Origin of the sequence: Streptococcus moroccensis (assembly GCF_030812835.1) — a bacterium.
GTDB lineage: Bacteria > Bacillota > Bacilli > Lactobacillales > Streptococcaceae > Streptococcus > Streptococcus moroccensis.
Window position 1 is genome coordinate 1 of sequence record NZ_JAUSTM010000030.1, and the last position, 19,576, is coordinate 19,576.

18 protein-coding genes, 1 tRNA gene and 2 pseudogenes are annotated in these 19,576 nt (G+C 39.8%); 2 read left to right on the forward strand and 19 right to left on the reverse strand.

Translation table 11 applies throughout. The annotated features are described in order from the left end of the window. Positions 1 to 609: 609 nt before the first annotated feature. From J2S23_RS10120 to J2S23_RS10160, 8 genes and pseudogenes are all read right to left on the reverse strand, one after another. Positions 610 to 897 (reverse strand): annotated as a pseudogene (locus J2S23_RS10120) (recombinase family protein); the annotation flags it as partial. A 162-nt stretch (positions 898 to 1,059) separates the two neighbouring features. Next, positions 1,060 to 2,661 carry an ATP-binding cassette domain-containing protein gene (locus tag J2S23_RS10125; protein WP_307122606.1) on the reverse strand — a complete coding sequence of 534 codons (1,602 nt, stop codon included), beginning with the start codon at positions 2,659 to 2,661 and terminating at the stop codon, positions 1,060 to 1,062. After that, entirely contained in the window at positions 2,651 to 3,730 is a 1,080-nt protein-coding gene (locus J2S23_RS10130) for an ArsR/SmtB family transcription factor (protein WP_307122607.1), read from the reverse strand. Before J2S23_RS10130 ends, J2S23_RS10125 begins: the two co-directional genes overlap by 11 nt. A 737-nt stretch (positions 3,731 to 4,467) precedes the next feature. Beyond that, positions 4,468 to 4,998 carry an SAG1252 family conjugative relaxosome accessory protein gene (locus J2S23_RS11335; RefSeq protein WP_370868716.1) on the reverse strand — a complete coding sequence of 177 codons (531 nt, stop codon included), beginning with the start codon at positions 4,996 to 4,998 and terminating at the stop codon, positions 4,468 to 4,470. 168 nt (positions 4,999 to 5,166) lie between these two features. Next, positions 5,167 to 5,292 (reverse strand): annotated as a pseudogene (locus J2S23_RS10145) (8-oxo-dGTP diphosphatase); the annotation flags it as partial. Between the two features lie 134 nt (positions 5,293 to 5,426). Then, the gene (locus J2S23_RS10150; protein WP_307122608.1) at positions 5,427 to 6,332 is read right to left on the reverse strand and encodes a hypothetical protein; all 906 of its coding nucleotides are present in this window, start codon (positions 6,330 to 6,332) and stop codon (positions 5,427 to 5,429) included. Positions 6,333 to 6,361: 29 nt separating this feature from the next. Beyond that, on the reverse strand, positions 6,362 to 6,838 hold the full coding sequence (locus J2S23_RS10155) for an NUDIX hydrolase (RefSeq protein ID WP_307122609.1): 477 nt from the start codon (positions 6,836 to 6,838) through the stop codon (positions 6,362 to 6,364). Between the two features lie 113 nt (positions 6,839 to 6,951). Then, on the reverse strand, positions 6,952 to 8,562 hold the full coding sequence (locus tag J2S23_RS10160; RefSeq protein WP_307122610.1) for a glycoside hydrolase family 13 protein: 1,611 nt from the start codon (positions 8,560 to 8,562) through the stop codon (positions 6,952 to 6,954). Positions 8,563 to 8,802: 240 nt separating this feature from the next. Between J2S23_RS10160 and asnA the strand changes: the two genes are divergently transcribed. After that, a complete protein-coding gene (gene asnA / locus J2S23_RS10165; RefSeq protein ID WP_307122611.1) occupies positions 8,803 to 9,795 on the forward strand; it encodes an aspartate--ammonia ligase in 993 nt (330 codons plus the stop codon). Between the two features lie 77 nt (positions 9,796 to 9,872). Here asnA and era read toward each other — a convergent pair whose 3' ends face one another. Genes era through ybeY form a run of 3 tightly spaced genes read right to left on the reverse strand, consistent with a single transcriptional unit; the run spans position 9,873 to position 11,697 of the window. After that, positions 9,873 to 10,772 carry a GTPase Era gene (era, locus tag J2S23_RS10170; RefSeq protein ID WP_307122612.1) on the reverse strand — a complete coding sequence of 300 codons (900 nt, stop codon included), beginning with the start codon at positions 10,770 to 10,772 and terminating at the stop codon, positions 9,873 to 9,875. A gap of 42 nt (positions 10,773 to 10,814) precedes the next feature. Beyond that, positions 10,815 to 11,219 (reverse strand): diacylglycerol kinase family protein, encoded by a 405-nt coding sequence (locus tag J2S23_RS10175; protein WP_307122613.1) that lies wholly within the window; start codon positions 11,217 to 11,219, stop codon positions 10,815 to 10,817. After that, the gene (gene ybeY, locus J2S23_RS10180; protein WP_307122614.1) at positions 11,203 to 11,697 is read right to left on the reverse strand and encodes an rRNA maturation RNase YbeY; all 495 of its coding nucleotides are present in this window, start codon (positions 11,695 to 11,697) and stop codon (positions 11,203 to 11,205) included. Before ybeY ends, J2S23_RS10175 begins: the two co-directional genes overlap by 17 nt. A gap of 215 nt (positions 11,698 to 11,912) precedes the next feature. Here ybeY and J2S23_RS10185 point away from each other — a divergent pair, with 215 nt between their 5' ends. Then, positions 11,913 to 12,749 carry an HAD family hydrolase gene (locus J2S23_RS10185; protein WP_307122615.1) on the forward strand — a complete coding sequence of 279 codons (837 nt, stop codon included), beginning with the start codon at positions 11,913 to 11,915 and terminating at the stop codon, positions 12,747 to 12,749. A 169-nt stretch (positions 12,750 to 12,918) separates the two neighbouring features. Here the strand turns inward: J2S23_RS10185 and J2S23_RS10190 are convergent, their stop codons facing one another. From J2S23_RS10190 to J2S23_RS10225, 8 genes are all read right to left on the reverse strand, one after another. Continuing rightward, entirely contained in the window at positions 12,919 to 13,731 is an 813-nt protein-coding gene (locus J2S23_RS10190) for a hypothetical protein (protein WP_307122616.1), read from the reverse strand. A gap of 59 nt (positions 13,732 to 13,790) precedes the next feature. After that, positions 13,791 to 15,455 carry a DNA repair protein RecN gene (gene recN / locus J2S23_RS10195; RefSeq protein WP_307122617.1) on the reverse strand — a complete coding sequence of 555 codons (1,665 nt, stop codon included), beginning with the start codon at positions 15,453 to 15,455 and terminating at the stop codon, positions 13,791 to 13,793. After that, positions 15,456 to 15,884, reverse strand: coding sequence for an arginine repressor (locus J2S23_RS10200; RefSeq protein ID WP_307122618.1), 429 nt, complete (start codon positions 15,882 to 15,884; stop codon positions 15,456 to 15,458). Continuing rightward, positions 15,877 to 16,695: a TlyA family RNA methyltransferase gene (locus tag J2S23_RS10205; protein ID WP_307122619.1), complete on the reverse strand. Its 819-nt coding sequence runs from the start codon at positions 16,693 to 16,695 to the stop codon at positions 15,877 to 15,879. Before J2S23_RS10205 ends, J2S23_RS10200 begins: the two co-directional genes overlap by 8 nt. Beyond that, positions 16,688 to 17,563, reverse strand: coding sequence for a polyprenyl synthetase family protein (locus J2S23_RS10210; RefSeq protein WP_307122622.1), 876 nt, complete (start codon positions 17,561 to 17,563; stop codon positions 16,688 to 16,690). Before J2S23_RS10210 ends, J2S23_RS10205 begins: the two co-directional genes overlap by 8 nt. Further along, a complete protein-coding gene (locus tag J2S23_RS10215; protein WP_307122620.1) occupies positions 17,556 to 17,774 on the reverse strand; it encodes an exodeoxyribonuclease VII small subunit in 219 nt (72 codons plus the stop codon). The genes J2S23_RS10210 and J2S23_RS10215 overlap by 8 nt, the downstream gene beginning before the upstream one ends. Next, entirely contained in the window at positions 17,749 to 19,092 is a 1,344-nt protein-coding gene (gene xseA / locus J2S23_RS10220) for an exodeoxyribonuclease VII large subunit (RefSeq protein WP_307122621.1), read from the reverse strand. Before xseA ends, J2S23_RS10215 begins: the two co-directional genes overlap by 26 nt. A 197-nt stretch (positions 19,093 to 19,289) precedes the next feature. Continuing rightward, positions 19,290 to 19,377 (reverse strand) — tRNA-Ser (locus J2S23_RS10225). Positions 19,378 to 19,576: the final 199 nt, after the last annotated feature.

Consider the following 19,576-nt stretch of genomic DNA (forward strand, 5'->3'; position numbering starts at 1 on the left):
GAAAATTGGATCAATCATTATCCTAAGAAAATACTGAACTATTTGTCTCCTGCACAGTTTCTTAAAAATGGCTAACTTCTACTTGAAATTTAGCTCCCGAAATTAAGAATGTTGAAACAAAAGAGAAATAATCAAATAAAATACCATAGATAACTGTTCCCAATGGAATAGAGATTTGAATCACTATATCCAATATAGAAAAAATCCTACCTTGTTGTTGAGGCACTACGTGCTTCTGAAAATAAACAGGTATTGGGACTTGTCCCTCTGATGTCAAGTAAATGACACTTTTCTTCATTTAAATTACTCTCTAATTATACCACATAGTTTTTATCAAGAAAGAAACTTGCTATAACACAAGTCTCCTCTAATTATTTGTAGATAACTTTAAAGAAGCCAAGACAGTCAACCTCTACTTTATCAATATGATTATTAACGATTTCTTTAGTCAACATTGCATTACCCTGAATCTGAACCCAGTCAGTCTCTTTCAAACTTTCTTCCAAATCAAAGACAGTATCATTTATTTTCTTTTTCTTAGTGATGTAGTCTTCTCTAGATATATGATTATCTTTGTAGTCTTGATAGTGGGATAGTTTCTTTCCCTTCAATCGTTTCAATGATTGGTCGAATCGTTTCGTCAACTATCAAATGATTTTTTTGATTAGAATCTTTTAAATAGCCATACGGTGCAACGGCTCCAATAAACTCACCTTTTTGTCGCTTAGCCTTTTGAGTACTACGGACTTTAGTTGAGATATCCCTACAGTAACTATCGTTAATTAAACTCTTTATAGGCATTACTAAATGGGTTTCATTGGTATCAGCAGTCAAGCTATCATAATGATCATTTACTGAAATAAACCTAATCCCCATTGCCGGGAAGACTCTAAGTAATTAATGATAAAAGCCTCCGTAATTGGAGGCTTTTATCATTAATTTTTACAATAGCTTAATTGATTATTTGATAAATTTTAATGATTCCAAAGTATTTCATTAGAAATTAAAAGAGAAAGAGAACTTCCTTACTTTAAAAATTTTTTACATTTTAAGCTATATCTATCTAAATGACTGGCTATCAATTATTTCATCAAATTTATTAAGCATTTCAGTATCTGTATTATGACTTACATAAATAAGACCTAAATTATCAAAAGATAATATCGTTTCTTCAATAGAATCTCTAATTTCTTTATCAAGCTGTGAAGTAGATTCGTCAATTAAGACAAAATCAACGTTTTTAACTAATGCTCTAGCAAGAGCAATTCTCTGCTTTTCTCCTCCTGAAATACTACGACCATTTGATTCAAGGAGCGTATCCAAGCCCAAAGGTTGCTTTTCTATAAATGATTTTAATTGTACCTTATTTAATATATCATCCATTTTTTCTTCTGAAATAAACTGACCTAAAGTTATATTATCTCGAATAGTTCCATTGATTAAATAAATAGATTGATCAATATAAGAAATGTTTTGATAAAATTGTTCTAAATTTACTTCACGAATATCATATTCATTAATTTTTACCTGGCCTGATTCAGGACTTACAAGCCCCAAAATTAATTTTAGTAATGTTGTTTTACCACTTCCTGAAGCCCCGACAATAGCATATTTTTTACCTTTATTAAACTCAAAAGAAAAATTTTTAAATATAGTATTTTCACTATATTCTAAATCAACTGAATCAATCGATATTACTGTAAGGTTATTTATTAATTGTTGCTTATCTACTTTTGAACTTTGAAACTTATCTAATAGTACTTCTACTCCTTTAAAAGTTGCTAATGTACCTGTCAAGCTTTGAACTCCATTAAATAAGTTCCCAGCCAGACTTGCAATACTCAAAACACTACCTGTAGCGGTAAGCCCAAGACTGGAAATATATAATGAAATAACAACTAAGCCAATCTGTGACAGCAGAGAAACAAACAACATCACTCCACCGATTTTCGCCTTAGTAATTGAAAAATTGAAATATTGTTTTTCTCTTAATACAATAGAATCATACATTTTACTATGAAACATTGATAAAGCATTTCCGGTAAAATAAACACCCAAACCTTCAATGTTATCTCTCACCGATTCAGTATATTTTTCATTTTCTATAGTATATTTTTCTTGTGCTAATTTAATATACTTCTGAGTTATCCTAGGAATAATTAATGAAACAACAAGAAATAGAATTGAGGTAAGAGCGAGTATCCAATGTAATTTTAAAATATAGAAAAATGCACTTAGAACAATTGTAATACCAAATATAAAATCTAAAAAATTAGTAAAGGCTTGTGATTCAATTTGATCTGCATCATTAATAAACCAAGAAATTGATTTACCAATATCTTTTGTAACAATTAAACTATAAGATTTTTCAATAGTATTTTCTGTAATTTTTTCTTTTAAAGATTCATTAGTTTTTCTTATATACTTTGCTTTAAAGTATTCAGAAATAAATGATAACATTGTAGTTATCATGACTATGATAACTACAAAAATAATTGATTGATAAAAATCTGTTTTATCCTTACTATATGCGTCAAACATAATTGATAATGAATAAGATACTAATGTTACCGATAAAGCAAATAATACCTGAGTCGTAATAGCTAAGAAAGTATGTTTGATATTAGATTTTATTATTTCAATAAATAATTTATTTCTCATTTCCTCTACCTCCAATATGATTGATAAACTGACTCATTCTATCAAACTCTATTTGATTAATCTTGTAGTAAATCCTTTTTCCTTTAGCTTCAGATTCTAAAATTCCTTCTTTCACTAAAAGTGATAAATGGTGACTAATTGTTCCTGTAGAAATCGTTAATTTTTCTGCGATTTCTCGTCCATACATCGAACCCTTAGATAATAATATTATGATATTAAACCGAGTGGGGTCAGAAAGTGCCAAAAACTTACTAGCCATCTCATTCTTATTTTCTTCAACAGAAATAGAATTTTCTCTTAACAAAAAAGGAAGAAAGCCTATAAATAGAAAGCCAGTTAGTTGATCTTCAATGGATAAACTAAAACCTATAGGTTGAGGAAATTGAATAAAAAAAGTATATTCTAAATTATCTAATTTATGATTTTCAATTATATTATTTAGAGCATCTGTAGAATCTAGTGATAAAATATCAACTCCTTTAATACTATTGTAAAAGATACCGAGTTCCTCTATCAAAATTTTATCACGGCTTTTAAAAATACTTTCCATTGAAGATAAAAATTTATAAAAAATATCATAAGTGTCATTAATATTATTAAGAAGTTTGTAAATCATGTAACGTTGTTGCTCATTAAAAATAGTCATCCTATCAAGTTCATCAAAACTAAAACTCGTTATATTCGTAAAACCTAATGACTCCATATTAATTATGAAACTTTTTTTAATTTTTTCCAAAAGTTCATTTTGTGAGTAATATTCAATACTTTGTTTAAGATTTGAAAATGTTAAAAAATTTAAAATCTCAGGTACACATTCATTATCATACCTTTGAAATAGTATTTTCAATTCTGAATGACTGTCCAATAATACTCTTGCTTCAGCTCTAACGACACTTAAAAATGAAACTAACCATTGATATTTTCTATCAATCTCTAATTTAGAGAAAGTAATTTTTTTATAGTCTATTGGCAATACAGAATCATTTGAGGGATCTGTGTTACAAATATATGTTGCTAAAATTAGAGCTTCATTTAAATAATTAATCCTACTTTGTAGATTTAATTGCATTTTTATAATATAAAAGGGAATATATTTAGATTGCCACTATCCTTATTAACTAAATCTAGAATAGTTAATATCCCTTCTTTTCCTCCAAAAAAATTTTTTACGTGGTTATCAAAATTAACATCATAAGAGTGTATTTAATCTACGCATTATAAAAATTAATACGAATTTAGATTCGAACTAATATACAATATTAGAATTCTAAACTAAATCTCTTATCAAAAAAGACAAACTATTATAGTTTAACTAGTCTGTCTAAGTTTAATAACATTTTCTGCAAAATAAAATGCTATATGTCTGATGGAAACTAGATAAATTACGCCTTCACACTACATGAAGAACTAATTAAACTAGCCCATGAATTTGGTTTAGCTTCAGCAGATTTTTTCTGCAATTCTAAGAGCTTCATATCAATTCCTTCTTCCTAAGTTTGATTATATCCTATCACTATGTTCTATTTGTGTCAAACATTATTTTATATTTTTTTAAAATATATTAATTTCAATAATTAATTTGAGTTAAAATAGATATACTCTATCAAATTATAAGGTTAGTATATTATTCAATTTATTTAATTTGGTATCTAAATCAACCATTTTTCCTTCAATCATCTATGATGTTCTGACATAATTATCTAATTCAATGATAAAATAGCACTCCTAAGTTTTAGTGTATATCTAACTATTTGTAAGAAATTATATTTAGGATTGTTTAGCAGCTATAAAACAAAATCTTCTATATTAACCAATATATTTTTCACGAAACTCAGAACTCAAGGACTGTTCCTTACTCACTTCAGTAATCAAATCTTGTACACAAGTCAGTAAAATCGAAACATGCTCTTGGGTTACTTGATTATTTTTTCTAGCTACTATCAGAACCTCGTAAACATCTCGACTAATCTGCTCTAATTTTTGCTCTCTCCAAAGAGAAAACCAACTACTTAAAAAGTCATTCGTATGATCTTTTTTTAATAAATTTTGTCGTAGAAAATCTGAAAAACTATCCAACCTTTTCTTGATTGATAACAACTTGGATTTAGAACAGCCTAATAGATTCATCAATTTAGCATTCGAATAGACTAAATAGATAGCTCCCTCCTCATCTATCCATCCCTTACTTAAAGATAGTTCCAAACGGTCTTTTAAGACTGCATAAGCCACCTTCACTTCCAATTTCATATCTTTATATCTATCACTCTCAAAAAGGAGTTTTGGAATCTTATAATACCTCTCTGATGTTTGATAGTGATTGGCATTTATACGTTTCATATCTTTTCCTCTTTAATAAAATTTCCATCTTAAAATAAAAAAAGAGAACATTTTTTAAATGTTCTCGCAAATGCAATATTCTTGATTCCTCCTTAATGACAGATTGTAGAACGCTCAATTCCTTGATTTATCAGCGTTTCAAGCACCTGTCATTATTATGACACAATCCCCTCCTGGTAAAGCTGCGCCATCCCAAGCGTAACGTTCTGGACTTCTGATCTGCATGACAAATTGGCCTTGGTCGTTTTCGACTAGACACATATTGGTTAAAATCACTTGTGAATCGCGGGCCATAAGTTCTCCATTTTCTTTCTATTTCTGATATTTCTAGGGATATAAAGATATCGCGGCGCAGCTCTTTACATATCCTCTATTATAACAGAAAAAGCCATCAAATGATGACTTTCAAAAGTTCCTTATCATTCCCCTTACCACCTCGGCTCTGCTTCAAAGGTCCATTGGCGACGCCATGAGTGGGTTTCGCCAGGTGCAATGGCAATGGTCTGAATGATTTCAGGACTGACGATATGATCCGTCGCCCAAAGGAGCAGGCTACTTGGCTCGACGGTGTCTAGCCCCGTCACGCTAGCCTTAGCCCCCTTGTGGAGGAGTTTCCAAGTAAAGGCGTCCTTGGCTGTATGGCCTTTCGTTGATAAGACACTGAGGGAGACTTCTGTCTCACAGTTTTTAAAGACAATGGCCTTACCATCTGCCACAAAGTTATTGTGGTCATAGCCACCAAAGCCTTCAAGGCCCTCGTGACCCAAGTTAGGCATATCTGGCAATTCCAACCGGTAGTCCGGTGAAATGGCCATACCATCAATACTAAGGAAATTGTGGCAGTATTCTTCTGTCGTGATCACTTTGTCACCCACATTGGTCAAGCTCGCTTCAAGGATCAGTGTGTTATCCTCGATGCGAATCATCTTGGTGCTTTCTACCGCAATCCCTTGACAAGGAACAGCCGCTGTCTGAAAGGTCACACTCGTTGCTGTTGCTTCATAGATGACGGGGTAGGGTTTAACTTCCTGGTATTTGTGGGCAAATTGGTAGCCCAGTTCTGAGTCTTGCTTGATGAGTCCGACTCCCAGTTTTGGGAAATAATCCCCCACGGCGACACCCGTAGCAAAATCTCCGCTAAACTCGCAGCACAATCCCCTGCCACCAGATGACAAATGACGCAGGTTCATCGGTTCGTTGGCCCCAAAATGGGTGTCCCCATCCAGCGTCACATCAGAAATAAAGCCCGCGCGATCAAAGCGGAAAGTATCATTTGGACGCTCGCCAGGCTCTGCAATCTCAACCCGCAACCGCTCATTGCTTAAAAGGATCATAAAGACCTCCTTAAAAAAATAATAACAACTTAATTTCCCAAGGCAAACCTATTCGCAAAATACTCTGAAATCATGAGCCTATGCTTGTCAAAAACAGGTTCCAAGTGAGCAATCTCTTCTTGGGAGAAAAACCGTACTTCTAGCGTTTCGTCATTGTAAAAACCTGCAATGTCATAGGCTTCAGTCGCTTCAACTTCGTAGAGAATAACAACCGTCTGAGCCACATCGCCATTGGGATACGAGGAGACGTCCTTGGTATAAACATTGAGCAGACGCTTGACCTTGACACGAATGCCCGTCTCTTCGTAAAATTCCCGTTCACAGGCGTCAACCGAACTCTCACCGAGCTCCATAGCACCTCCCGGAAGTCCCCAAGAACCTTTATCACTGCGTCTTTGGAGTAATATCTTGCCATCTTTATCTGCTAGGATACCACCTGCAAAATTGAGCAAAATCTTGTCATTCCCCACCTTAGAACGGATATAAGAAATATAATCTTCAGTCATCATAACTCCTTTTCTTAAAAATTATTATATCATATTTAAAGATAGGCAGGGACTTAAAACCGAAAAACTCAATTGATTCTAAAGAACCAACTGGGGTGATAAACGTTTTCGACTTAATCCGTCACTTTCACACAAAAGGCGTCCCAGGGTTGCAACTTCCTGTCTGCGATTGCTTTGGCTTCGTCGGTATTACTGATCACTGTCTCAACTGCAGCAACAACCACATCAAAGTCTTGGACCTGGCCGGAGAAGTTCATAACTACCAAGTAGGTTGCATCTGGTGCTATGCGTTTATAGGCTACCACCTTATCTACTGTTTCCACCAGTTCAAAGTCTGCATCTACCAACCAATCCTGTTCTTTGCGAAGGGCCACTAGTTTTTGGTAGGTGTAAAAGATGGAATCTGGATCAGCCAGAGCCGCCTCCACGTTAATGGTCTTGTAACTTGGATTGCTTTGTAACCACGGCGTTCCTGTTGTAAAGCCACCGTGTTCGGTCGCATCCCATTGCATCGGAGTCCGAGCATTGTCACGACCAATCATCCGAATGCTGTCCATGACTTCTTCCATGGATTTGCCGTTTTCAAGAGCTTCCTTGGCATAGTTCAAGGATTCAATATCCTGTACATCTGACAAGTCCTTAAATGGGTAATTGATCATGCCAATCTCGTCACCTTGATAGATGTACGGTGTCCCCCGCATCAAATGAAGTACAATAGCCAAAGCTTTAGCTGATTTAACACGGTATTCCCCACTATCACCCCAGTTGGACAGGGCTCTTGGCAAATCGTGGTTGTCCCAGAAAAGCGAATTCCAGCCTTGACCCAATCCCAATTCCGTCTGCCATTTGGCAAAGATCTCTTTGAGTTTTGGCACATCCAGTTCTTCTTCAAATTCCCATTTTGGGGCATCGGGTTTGTGTTGCAAGCCAATGTGTTCAAATTGGAAGACCATGGACAATTCTTGGTTGTCAGGATTGGAGTATTGTTTGGCAATGTCTGGTGTCGCTCCCCACGTTTCTCCAACCGTTAACAAGTCGTGTTTGCCAAAGGTCGCTTGATTCATTTCCTTCAAGTAATCATGCAGTTTTGGACCGTTACCTGTGATTTCTTGATCCGGCAATTTCCCAATCAAGTCAATAACGTCCATACGAAAACCACCGATTCCCTTGTCAATCCAGAAATTCATCATGTCATAGACTTTTTGACGTACTTCTTCATTTTCCCAGTTCAAATCGGGCTGTTTTTTACTAAAGAGATGGAGGTAATACTGGCCAGAAGCCTCATCGTATTCCCAGGCAGAGCCACTAAAGGCAGAGGTCAAGTTATTGGGTTGGTCGCGCCAGATATAATAATCGCGTTTTGGACTATTGGGCACATCTCGGGCTTCTACAAACCAGGCATGCTCATCAGAAGTATGGTTGACAACCAAGTCCATGACAATATTAATACCACGCGCATTGGCCTCATCCAGTAACTCTTCCATGTCTACCATGTTACCAAAGATGTCCGCAATATCTTCGTAATCTGAAATATCATAGCCATTGTCATCCATAGGAGACTGGTATACAGGAGACAGCCAGATAGCTGTAATCCCCAGTTTCTCCAGATAATCCAGTTTGCTGGTAATCCCTTTTAAGTCACCAATCCCATCCCCATTACTATCCATGTAGGATTTTGGATAAATCTGATAAATCGTCGCTTTGTGCCACCAATGTTTTTTCATTTTTTTCTCCTGTATAATAAAATCCTTTTGATGCTAGAGAGAATATTTCACATAAGCAATATACCATAAAACCTAGCATTGTCAACCATCTTTATAGCAGTGTCTTGCAATCTCATTCACTCATTTTCTGAAAATCACGTAAAAAGTCTAAAAATTCTTAAAAAAGTTTCTATTCGCTCTTTTCATATGAGACATTTAGCGCTATAATAGAGATACTTTTTAGTTAAGGACGTTTAGATTATGAAAAAAAGTTTTATTCATCAACAAGAAGAAATATCGTTTGTTAAAAACACCTTCACCCAATACCTAAAGGATAAGTTGGAAATCGTGGAGGTTCAAGGACCAATTCTTAGCCGTGTCGGCGATGGCATGCAGGACAATCTCTCTGGTATCGAGCACCCTGTTTCTGTTAATGTGAAACTCATTCCTGAGCATACCTTTGAGGTGGTCCATTCCCTAGCCAAGTGGAAACGCCATACCTTAGCTCGCTTTGGTTTTAACGACGGGGAAGGTCTCTTTGTTCACATGAAGGCCCTGCGCCCAGATGAGGATGACTTGGATCCGACCCACTCTGTCTATGTTGATCAATGGGACTGGGAAAAAGTGATTCCAAATGGAAAACGTAACCTCGCTTACCTCAAAGAAACCGTCGAACAAATCTACAAGGCCATCCGTCTAACGGAGCTAGCTGTCGAGGCGCGCTATGATATCGAATCTGTTCTTCCTAAACAAATTACCTTTATCCATACTGAGGAATTAGTCGAGCGCTATCCTCACCTCACACCAAAAGAACGGGAAAATGCCATTTCAAAAGAATACGGTGCTGTCTTTCTGATTGGTATTGGAGGAGAGTTAGCTGATGGGCAACCTCATGATGGCCGAGCACCTGACTATGACGACTGGACAACCCCAACTGAGAAGGGTTATAAAGGTCTTAATGGAGACATTCTGGTCTGGAATGAAGCACTGGGTTCTGCTTTTGAATTGTCTTCTATGGGCATCCGTGTGGACGAAGATGCGCTCAAGCGCCAATGTGCGATCAAAGATGATATGGACCGCCTTGAACTGGAGTGGCACCGTGCCCTCTTAAATGGTCTCTTCCCTCTCTCTATCGGGGGCGGTATTGGTCAATCACGGTTGGCCATGTTCCTTCTAAGGAAAAAACATATCGGCGAAGTGCAATCCAGCGTTTGGCCTAAGGCTGTCCGCGAAGAATTTGAAAACATTTTATAATGCTATATAGAATCGACAAGACCCTCCCTGTTCGTAAAAACAGGGAGGGTCTTTCATGGTTATAGGTGGCTAAAGGTCTAATATTCTTTTTCGTTATAACCAAAGTCAGCCAAATCTAGCTTTTTATCACGCCAATTCTTCTTGACCTTGACCCAGGTTTCTAAAAAGACCTTGTCGCCCAACATGAGCTCGATGTCGCGACGAGCCATGGTTCCGATTTTCTTGAGCATGCTACCTTGTTTGCCAATGACAATGCCTTTTTGACTATCGCGCTCCACCATGATAGTCGCTCGGATATGGACTTTATCCGTGTCCTCGTCTCGTTTCATGGAATCAATGACGACTGCGACTGAATGCGGAATCTCCTCACGTGTTAAGTGAAGAACCTTTTCACGAATCATTTCAGAGACTAGGAAACGTTCCGGATGGTCCGTGATTTGATCTTCTGGAAAATACTGGAAGCCTTCTTCCAGATTGTCTTTGAGGATTTCCATGAGGCGATTGACATTATTGCCTTGTGTTGCTGAAATGGGGACAATTTCCTTGAAGTCCATTTGTGTCCGAAAATCATCGATCTGCTCCAGTAATTGATCAGGATGAACCTTGTCGATTTTATTGACCACGAGGATTACTGGGATTTTCGCAGCTTTGAGGCGTTCGATGATCATATCATCTCCCTTACCACGCGCTTCATCGGCGGGCACCATAAAGAGAACCGTTTCCACTTCACGCAGGGTTGAATAAGCCGACTCAACCATGAAGTCGCCAAGGGCTGTCTTGGGCTTATGAATTCCAGGCGTATCGATAAAGACAATCTGCTCAGTTTCGGTCGTATAGATTCCCATGATTTTATTGCGGGTCGTCTGAGCCTTATCGCTCATGATCGCAATTTTTTGCCCCATCACATAATTCAAGAAGGTTGATTTGCCGACATTTGGTCGACCCAAAATGGCCACAAAGCCTGATTTAAAACTCATACAATCTATCAGAGACTAAAATAGCCTCTTCCTTTCTAACATCTAAAAAAGCAACTGCCAAATTTTTGGCAAAAAGATAATAGACCCTGTGACAAGAGCATATCCTGATACAAAAAGGACTGCTGCTGCGGCCATATCTTTAGCATTTTTGGCCAACATGGAAAAGTGGTAATCGCTGGCCAGATCAACCACGTTTTCAATGGCTGAATTGACAATCTCAAAAGCGATAACCAGGCTAACCGCCAACAGTAAGAACAACCACTCTGTCGCGGACACCCGAAAAAGCAGACCTAAAAGAATGACCAGAACAGCTGAAACAGCATGTTTTTTCATGTTTCGCTCTTCCTTGAAGGCTGTGTATAAGCCTGTCAGAGCAAACTCCATACTGGTTAGCAGGTCACGGTTTTTCCATTTTTTGCGTTGGTTGTTTCTATCTTGATAGTCCATAGGCACTTAAAATTTCTTCCTGAAGGCCAAACATTTCAGCCTCTTCTTCTGGAGTATAGTGGTCATAGCCATTGATGTGTAAGAAACCATGTACAGCCAAAAACCCCATTTCCCGCTCAAAACTGTGTCCATAGGTTTCGGCCTGCTCTCTAGCTTTATCCACCGAAATGTATAACTCACCAATATAGCTGTCAAATTCAGCCATCATCTCTGCCAAATCAGGATTGGCCAGAACATCAGCCTCATCAAAAACAATATCCGATTCCGGTTTGTACTCAAGGCTGACCACATCTGTCGGTTGGTCTTTGTCTCGATAAGCCAGATTAATTTGCTGGATACGAGGATTATCGACAAAGGTCACAGCCATCTCTTTTTGCTCTTTTCCTAAACGCTCCGCTGCAAAATGGAGCAATTTTCCGGTCTGGTCCTGAATAGCTTGACTAACCTGACCAGTCTCATCATGCATTTCTATATACATCTTTGTCTCTCTTTGATTTGATTAGCTCCATTATACCACAGATGCCTTAATATGGCAGAATCTACCGTTTATTCCAATACAGCCTATACCACCCGTTTCTACTTCTTTTAACTCCTGTAGTCCATAGTATAGTATTAGTTTATCCTTGTTTAATATCGGACTTTAACCCTTTAATAGTCTATAATAGACTTATCAATACTACACAGAGGTGACCTATGTCAAAAATTTTATTCCTAGATGTTGATGGCACAATTGTCGATTACGAAAACCGAATCCCTGCTTCCACCGTTGAAGCCATTAAATTGGCTCGAAAAAATGGTCACAAGGTTTATGCTTGTACAGGTCGTTCACGCGCTGAAATGCAACCTGAGCTGTGGGATATGGGCATTGACGGTATGATTGGCGGTAACGGCAATTACATCGAATCAGATGGTGAAGTGGTCTACCACAACAGCCTTACCCTTGAAGACTGTACCGCTATCGTCGATTACTTACATGCTCATGGACTCGAATTTTACCTCGAAAGCAATAGCGGTCTTTACGCGTCTGAAAATTTTGAAGAACGCTCTCTTCCTGTTATGCGTGAATACGCCCGTCGTAAAGGATTTGAAAATGCCGATACCCTCATGACTAAGGATGCGCTTCATGGGATTATCTTTGGCGAAACCAATCTCTACCGCGATGATGTCAATAAAATCTCCTTTATCCTAGAATCCTACCAAGATTATTTGGACGCCAAGGCCTACTTTAAAGATTATGAAGTCAATACTTGGGGTGGTAAGGGCGAGATTGCCCTCTTTGGCGATGTTGGTGTCAAAGACATTGATAAAGCCTTCGCTGTCGGACAACTGCTCAATCATTTGAAAGCCCCTCAAGCTGATACCATTGCCTTTGGCGATGCCAAAATTGATATTCCTATGTTCAACTATTGTGCCTATAGTGTAGCCATGGGAAGCGGGGGACCAGAGGCCAAAGAAGCTGCTGACTACATCACAACAGGGGTTGATGAAGACGGCATTTACAACGCCTTCAAACACCTTGATTTGATCTAAATCAATCCGATATAAAAAGTCTAAAATCCGGGCTCTCCTGAGTCTGCGATTTTAGACTTTTTTTCTGTTCAAACTACTTTCTTGACGCTCTCCTGAAAAGCTAGTCAAACTAACTCGTTTATAAGGGGTTACACCTATTTTTCCAACTTCTATTTCTTTTATTATTTTACTATTTTTTTAACCGAGAAACAGATTTAAATGAGGTTAGTTTTAAATTTAGATTTGTACCTAATATCAGATTTGCAAACCAAATAAAAGAAATTATGACAAATATCGGTATCAGACATGTTGTAACAATAAAAACAGCTATCGTATCCATAGTTTGATTTAAATAGTTTTCACCTTTTTCAATAGTTGAACTAATAGTTTCATTAACAGAATCAGATAAATTTTCAAAAGTTGAAGTTATGCTATCAATAAATCCTTCATCCTTTTCCTTCTTTTCTTTTTTATCGTCAACTAATTTCTCGTTATTCTGATAAGTTATCAAATCTTTTTGGGTCTTTTCAATTTGATTAGAAATACTAATACTTGTTGGAATAATTAAAATAATTAAAGCTGAGAAGAGAAGCATTTTTTGTGCGACTCTGTTAATAATATCCTTTTTAAAAAATAAATTTCCTGCAAGAAGAACACAAACCAAAGGGATTAAGATTTTAAATCCAATTATAGATGTAAACCCAATTAAATATTTTTGAAACCAAATAGCGATAAGTATAATTATTAGGTAATCCGTTATGTCCATAATTTGATTAGCCAAAGGTGTAGTTGCATCTCCTGGAGTTGCACTAATAGCTGTTGCTGTTGCTGTTGCTGTCAATGCCAATGTTGTTACTTTTGCTTTCTTTTCATCAAGATTCTCTACTGTATATTGGTTGACATTTTTTACAACTTCCGAATCAGCGATAAATGTGATAGATAAAAGTGCAATAAGTAATAAAACGAAAAATTTTAAAAATATGGAATTTTTTCCGATATTCATTTTTATATCTCCAAATTAATTCAATTAAATTTTTAATAAGAATATGTTGTGATAAGTTTTTACTTTTTTTTCTGTAGCAAAGTCCGTGCCTGCTCTATGGCAGCTGGCGTCAAGCTATCTCCTGCAATCATCTTAGCGATCTCTTCCACACGCTCCTCAGCTGTCAACAGACGCACCTGGGACACGGTCGAAGTCTCACTCGATACCTTCTCAATAAAGAACTGGTAGTCCGCAATAGCAATGACCTGTGGCAGGTGTGAGATGGCTAAAACTTGGCCGGCCTGACCAATCTTGTAGATCTTCTGAGCAATAGCCTGGGCAACCCGACCAGAGACACCCGTGTCCACCTCATCAAAGACGATGGAGGTCTTGTTCTCCTTACGGGAGAAGGCTGACTTGATGGCTAGCATGAGACGCGACAATTCCCCGCCTGAAGCCACCTTGACCAGAGGCTTAAAGCCCTCACCCGGGTTGGTTGAAATGTAGAATTCCACCTGCTCATTGCCCGCCTTGCTGAACTTGGCCTTGGTAAAGGTCACCTGGAAGTCCGCTTTTTCCATGTAGAGGTCCTTGAGTTCTTGCTTGATGTCGGATTCAAGGACTTTTGCCAAATCGTGCCTTGCCTGACTAAGGGCCGTCGCCTGAGCGACCAGGTCTTTTTCTAACTGCTTGAGGCCCTGCTCCAGATCGCCTTGACCTGGCAGAGTGCCGGTCAAGAGCTGGTACTCCTCAGAGATTTTTTGGTAGTAAGTCAGGACATCATCGACAGATCCGCCGTACTTACGGGTCATGCTGTTAAGCAAGTCCAGCCTGCTCTCCACCAACATGAGGCGGTTGCCGTCAAAGTCCAGATTGTCAAGGACTGACCCCAAGCGCTTGGCCACATCATCAAGGACATAGTAGCTCTCCGCCAACTGATCTGCCATCTGCTTGTAGTCGGCATCATAATCCTCGATGCTCTGCAAATCATTCATGGCCGACCGCAGGTGCTGCAAGGTCGCCAGATCTTCATCGTCTAACATGGTAAAGGCATTGGTCAGGGTATCAGCGATATTTTTGTGGTTGATGAGGCGGTCGCGCTCTGCCTGCAGACGCTCATCCTCTCCCGCTTCAAGTTCAGCAGATTCAATCTCGTCTAGCTGGAACCGCAACATTTCGATACGAGCCTTATTCTCCTGCTCGTTTTTTTGCTGGGTCAGGACCTGACGGCGAAGAGTTTTATAGCGATCAAAGGTCTCTTCGTACTGGGCTTTTTGCTCCTGAAAAGCCTCATCTCCAAATTGGTCCAACATGGCAATGTGGTACTGGGCCTTCATCAATTCTTCCTGATCGTGCTGGCCATGAATATCGACCAGATGCTGCCCAACAGCCTTTAGAACGGTCAGATTGACCATCTGTCCATTGATCCGGCTGACACTGCGGCCATTTTGGAAAATTTCCCGACGGATAATCAGCTCCTGAGAGGAATCGATCCCCTGTTCTTCAAGGATCGCTTCAATTGCTGGGTTATCGTCTAAGGAAAAAAAGCCTTCAATCTCCGCCTTATCGGCACCGTGACGGATGGCATCGGTTGTTGCCCGAGCTCCAAGCATCATATTCATGGCATCGATGATAATGGATTTACCGGCCCCCGTTTCCCCAGTCAAGACCGTCATCCCCGTCTGAAAATCAAGCGAAATCTGCTCAATGATGGCAAAATTTCGGATGGAAACAGCTAATAACATCTATATCTCCTTGAGTTGGTCAAGCAATGCTTGAACCTTTTGACCCTCTTTAACAATAACTAAAAGAGAGTCATCATCTGACACAACGCTAAAAACAAGGTCCTCACAAAGACTCAGAATCTGACGTTTAACGACAGCACTTGTTCCAGGTTCAACAGCAATATGAACCATCGATCCCTGTGTTTTAATGTCCAAAAGATAGGCTGGCTTAAGCCTTTGGCTCCCTTTGTTAGCCTTGGGCAACCCATAAATATACCCTTTTTCAGAAGGGACCTTTACAATGCCCAGGCTTTTAATATCCCGTGAAACAGTGGCTTGCGTCGCCTTTATATCCATGGCAAGCAGACGGGTAACAATTTCTTCTTGAGTGTCGATAGCATGGTCACTGACCATGTCACTGATAATTTGCAAGCGTTCTTTCTTATTCATCTTTAAACTCCTGATGGGATTGCTCAACGAGCTCATTTAGATAACCAGTATAAGCCATTACGGGCTCCTCTGCCTTTTTCAGATGGACAAGGTACTCAATATTCCCATGCCCTCCTTGAATCGGTGAAAAATCCAGATTCAAAATTGAAAACCCAGATGCCTTAGTAAAAGCAAGAACAGTTTCTAATACCTGTAAATGGACTTTTTTATCCTTAATGATCCCATTTTTCCCGATTTGGTCCCGACCGGCTTCAAACTGGGGTTTAATCAGGGCAACCACTTCGCCATCATCTGCTAAAATGCGTCCCAGTGCTGGTAAAATCAAGCTAAGCGAGATAAAACTGACATCAATCGAGGCAAATGTCGGCTGCCCTTCTGTGAAATCTTCACCTTCCGCATGACGGAAGTTATACTGTTCCATACTAATCACCCGAGTATCCTGCCGTAATTTCCAAGCCAATTGGTTGGTCCCAACGTCTACCGCATAGACTTGGCGGGCCCCGGCTTGTAGCATGACATCTGTAAAGCCTCCAGTAGAAGCTCCGATATCTAAGGTTAACTGGTCGGCCACTGAGATGCCAAAAGTTTCCAAAGCCTTTTCAAGCTTCAAGCCCCCTCGGCTGACATACTTGAGCTTTTCTCCTTTTAGCTTGAGCTCTGTGTCGTCCTCGATTTTTTCTCCGGGTTTGTCAAAACGCTGCCCATTGAGGCTTGCAATCACAAGCCCAGCCATCACACCACGCTTTGCCTGCTCTCTTGTTTCAAACAGTCCTTGGCGATGGGCCAGGACATCTACTCTTTCCTTAGGCATGCAGTCGCAACCTTTCTATTAATGCGCCAACGCCCTCTATGCTAGAGATTTGCTCATTCGTCACCTCAGCCAAAAGCTGTCTGGCCTGATCCAGAGTCACCTCTAAGAAAGCATAAGACTCCTCTAACCCTAACAAAGCAGGATAGGTCGATTTTTCCGCCAAAAGGTCCTTTTGTGGTGTTTTGCCCAAGGCCTCAAAATCCGCCGTCAAATCTAAAATATCATCTCGCACCTGAAAGGCGAGCCCGACCAATTCCCCAATCTTTTGGAGCTTAAGCAGGGTTTTGGCTGGAACTTCTGAGACTAAACCAGCTGCTACAAAAGGAAAGGTTAAAAGCTTGCCTGTCTTATTAGCATGAATGGTTTCGAGTTGCTTAAGATCAATCGATTGGCCCTCTGAAACCATATCTAACATCTGTCCTGCAACCATTCCCAGGGTTCCTGAAGCATCCGACAAGGCTTTCACAAGCTTAATTCGTATTTCTGCTGAAAAATCTGCAGCAGCAACTAAACCAAAGGGATCTAAAAAAAGACTATCTCCCGCTAGAATAGCTGTCGCTTCATCAAATTGCTTATGATTGGTCAAACGGCCCCTACGGTAATCATCATTGTCCATGGCCGGCAGGTCGTCATGAATCAGGCTACCTGTGTGGATCATTTCCACACTAGCTGCCACCTGATAATGGGCCGGGGTCAGTTCCTGACCCAAGGCCTCAACCATCTGCAAAAACAGTAAGGGGCGGATGCGCTTGCCGCCAGCACGCACGGAGTAGAGGACAGCCTCCACCAGGCGGTCTGAAATGCCTGCTTCCTGATAATAGGCTTCAATGGCGGCTTCGACGCCTGCCAGATAGGTTTGATTATCCATTAAATTCTGTCTCTGTTCCATCTTCTTGCATGACCTTAACCAAGGTTTCCTCAGCTTTTGCAAGGGTAGCCTGTAATTCTTTGGAAAGAATCATGCCTTTTTGAAATTCAGATAAGGCCTCTTCCAGAGCTATATCTCCCGATTCCAAACGCTGTACAGTTGTTTCTAATTCTGCTAAATTTTCTTCAAATGTTTTTTTGTTTTTTGACATCTTTTACCTCAACTTCTACCTGACCATCCCGCATCTGAATCGTTGCTGGTGCCCCAATTTTAAGCGTTTGACTACTCTCAACCACGCGCCCCTCTTGGTAAACCATGGCATAGCCTCTCGCTACAATCCGACTGGTATCCAATAACGTCATCGCTTCACTGAGTTGTTTGGCCCTGTGCATTTTATTGTCATAAATATTAGCCATGTTGGTTTTGAGCAATCGCGTCTGTTGTTGGAGATATTGCTTATGGCTAGCAATTTTTTGTTCCAAACGCTGCGCTTTTAAGCGTTCCTGAAGTAAGCGAACAGTCTGCTGATGAGTCTGGAACCTGCTGTCCATGGTTTGTTGAAGCTTATCTGACAGCTGGTCTAATTTCTGCAAATACCCATCATAGAGCCGTTCAGGTTGTTTGAAAATGATGGATTGACTTAGTTTTCTCAGGCGCTCCTGATGAAATCGCACGCGATTTAAGGTGGCGTTAAAGGCTCGATTTTGTTGCTGACGCAAATGGTTGACCAAGTCAGCCTTAGTCACCGGTGTCGCCAACTCCGCTGCAGCCGTAGGCGTTGCAGCTCGCTGGTCTGCTACAAAATCTGATAGCGTTGTGTCCGTCTCATGCCCCACAGAAGAGATGACTGGTAAGCGCGATTCAAAGATGGCTCTGACGACAATCTCTTCGTTAAACCCCCACAAGTCTTCGATGGAGCCACCGCCTCGGCCTATAATCAGGACATCCAAATCATCCCTTTGATTAGCCTTATGAATATTGGCAACCACTGATTGGGCCACACCTTCTCCTTGGACTTTGGTCGGAAACAGCAAAATCTCAACGCCGGGAAAGCGCCGGCTGACAGTCGTGATGATGTCTCGGATCACCGCCCCACTCGGACTGGTAATGACGCCTATTTTGTTGGAAAATTGGGGTAGAGGTTGCTTCCATTCTGGTTTAAAGAGTCCCTCATCACCCAAGCGTTTTTTAAGTTGTTCAAACTGAATCGCAAGGGCTCCAATACCATCCGGTTCAGCCTTTTCAATCACAATCGAGTAGGAGCCTCCAGGTTCATAGAGCTGAACGCGTCCAACGACGTTGACTTTCATTCCCTCTTCTAGCTCAAAACCTAATTTTTGATAGACCCCGCCCCAAATAGTGGCTTGAATCACCGCTCCTTCATCTTTTAAGGAAAAATATTGGTGGTTGGGACGCTTTCGAAAATTAGAGACCTGACCAGTCAAGTAGACCCTTGCCAGATAGGGGTCCTTGTCAAATTTTAATTTTAAATACTTGGTCAGATGAGAAACCGTTAAATACTCTGCCATAGGACCTCCTCTCTCTTTTTTTACCTTTCTTCATTATACCAAAACAGCCCGCAAATACCTAGTTTTTCCCCTGTCAGGAACCGAATTTAAGGTAGCAATCTGAGCGAAACTTTGCCTGATGTTACTATGATTTATAAAAAAGTCATAGATCGTACTAAAAAAGCTGAGCACTCTGACTCAGCTTCCGTATTGTCTTAAGGAGAACATGGGATTCGAACCCACGCGCCGCTTGCACGACCTACCACCTTTCCAAGGTGGCCTCTTAAGCCACTTGAGTAATTCTCCAAACACCTAAACAGTATACCATGTTTAAGCAGTTCTTTCAAGACTTTTTTGCCTTTAAGCTTCTTTTTCCGTTAAAATGCGGTGCATCGAAAGTTCTAAAATGGAGTTAGCCACTTTCTAGTTGAGAAAAAAGTATACAAAAACACCTCAGAGAGATATCATGTAGTTCACCACAAACACACTAGAAAGGCTCCCTGAG

Excerpts from the sequence above, each read along its gene's own strand:
- J2S23_RS10150 (WP_307122608.1), bottom strand. The coding sequence starts at position 6,332 with ATGATCCTTTTAAGCAATGAGCGGTTGCGGGTTGAGATTGCAGAGCCT.
- J2S23_RS10215 (WP_307122620.1), bottom strand. The coding sequence starts at position 17,774 with ATGTCAAAAAACAAAAAAACATTTGAAGAAAATTTAGCAGAATTAGAA.
- J2S23_RS10160 (WP_307122610.1), bottom strand. The coding sequence starts at position 8,562 with ATGAAAAAACATTGGTGGCACAAAGCGACGATTTATCAGATTTATCCA.
- J2S23_RS11335 (WP_370868716.1), bottom strand. The coding sequence starts at position 4,998 with ATGAAACGTATAAATGCCAATCACTATCAAACATCAGAGAGGTATTAT.
- ybeY (WP_307122614.1), bottom strand. The coding sequence starts at position 11,697 with ATGTATATAGAAATGCATGATGAGACTGGTCAGGTTAGTCAAGCTATT.
- J2S23_RS10205 (WP_307122619.1), bottom strand. The coding sequence starts at position 16,695 with ATGCCTAAGGAAAGAGTAGATGTCCTGGCCCATCGCCAAGGACTGTTT.
- era (WP_307122612.1), bottom strand. The coding sequence starts at position 10,772 with ATGAGTTTTAAATCAGGCTTTGTGGCCATTTTGGGTCGACCAAATGTC.
- J2S23_RS10200 (WP_307122618.1), bottom strand. The coding sequence starts at position 15,884 with ATGAATAAGAAAGAACGCTTGCAAATTATCAGTGACATGGTCAGTGAC.
- J2S23_RS10185 (WP_307122615.1), top strand. The coding sequence starts at position 11,913 with ATGTCAAAAATTTTATTCCTAGATGTTGATGGCACAATTGTCGATTAC.
- J2S23_RS10130 (WP_307122607.1), bottom strand. The coding sequence starts at position 3,730 with ATGCAATTAAATCTACAAAGTAGGATTAATTATTTAAATGAAGCTCTA.
- J2S23_RS10155 (WP_307122609.1), bottom strand. The coding sequence starts at position 6,838 with ATGACTGAAGATTATATTTCTTATATCCGTTCTAAGGTGGGGAATGAC.
- xseA (WP_307122621.1), bottom strand. The coding sequence starts at position 19,092 with ATGGCAGAGTATTTAACGGTTTCTCATCTGACCAAGTATTTAAAATTA.
- J2S23_RS10190 (WP_307122616.1), bottom strand. The coding sequence starts at position 13,731 with ATGAATATCGGAAAAAATTCCATATTTTTAAAATTTTTCGTTTTATTA.
- asnA (WP_307122611.1), top strand. The coding sequence starts at position 8,803 with ATGAAAAAAAGTTTTATTCATCAACAAGAAGAAATATCGTTTGTTAAA.
- J2S23_RS10125 (WP_307122606.1), bottom strand. The coding sequence starts at position 2,661 with ATGAGAAATAAATTATTTATTGAAATAATAAAATCTAATATCAAACAT.
- J2S23_RS10175 (WP_307122613.1), bottom strand. The coding sequence starts at position 11,219 with ATGGACTATCAAGATAGAAACAACCAACGCAAAAAATGGAAAAACCGT.
- recN (WP_307122617.1), bottom strand. The coding sequence starts at position 15,455 with ATGTTATTAGCTGTTTCCATCCGAAATTTTGCCATCATTGAGCAGATT.
- J2S23_RS10210 (WP_307122622.1), bottom strand. The coding sequence starts at position 17,563 with ATGGATAATCAAACCTATCTGGCAGGCGTCGAAGCCGCCATTGAAGCC.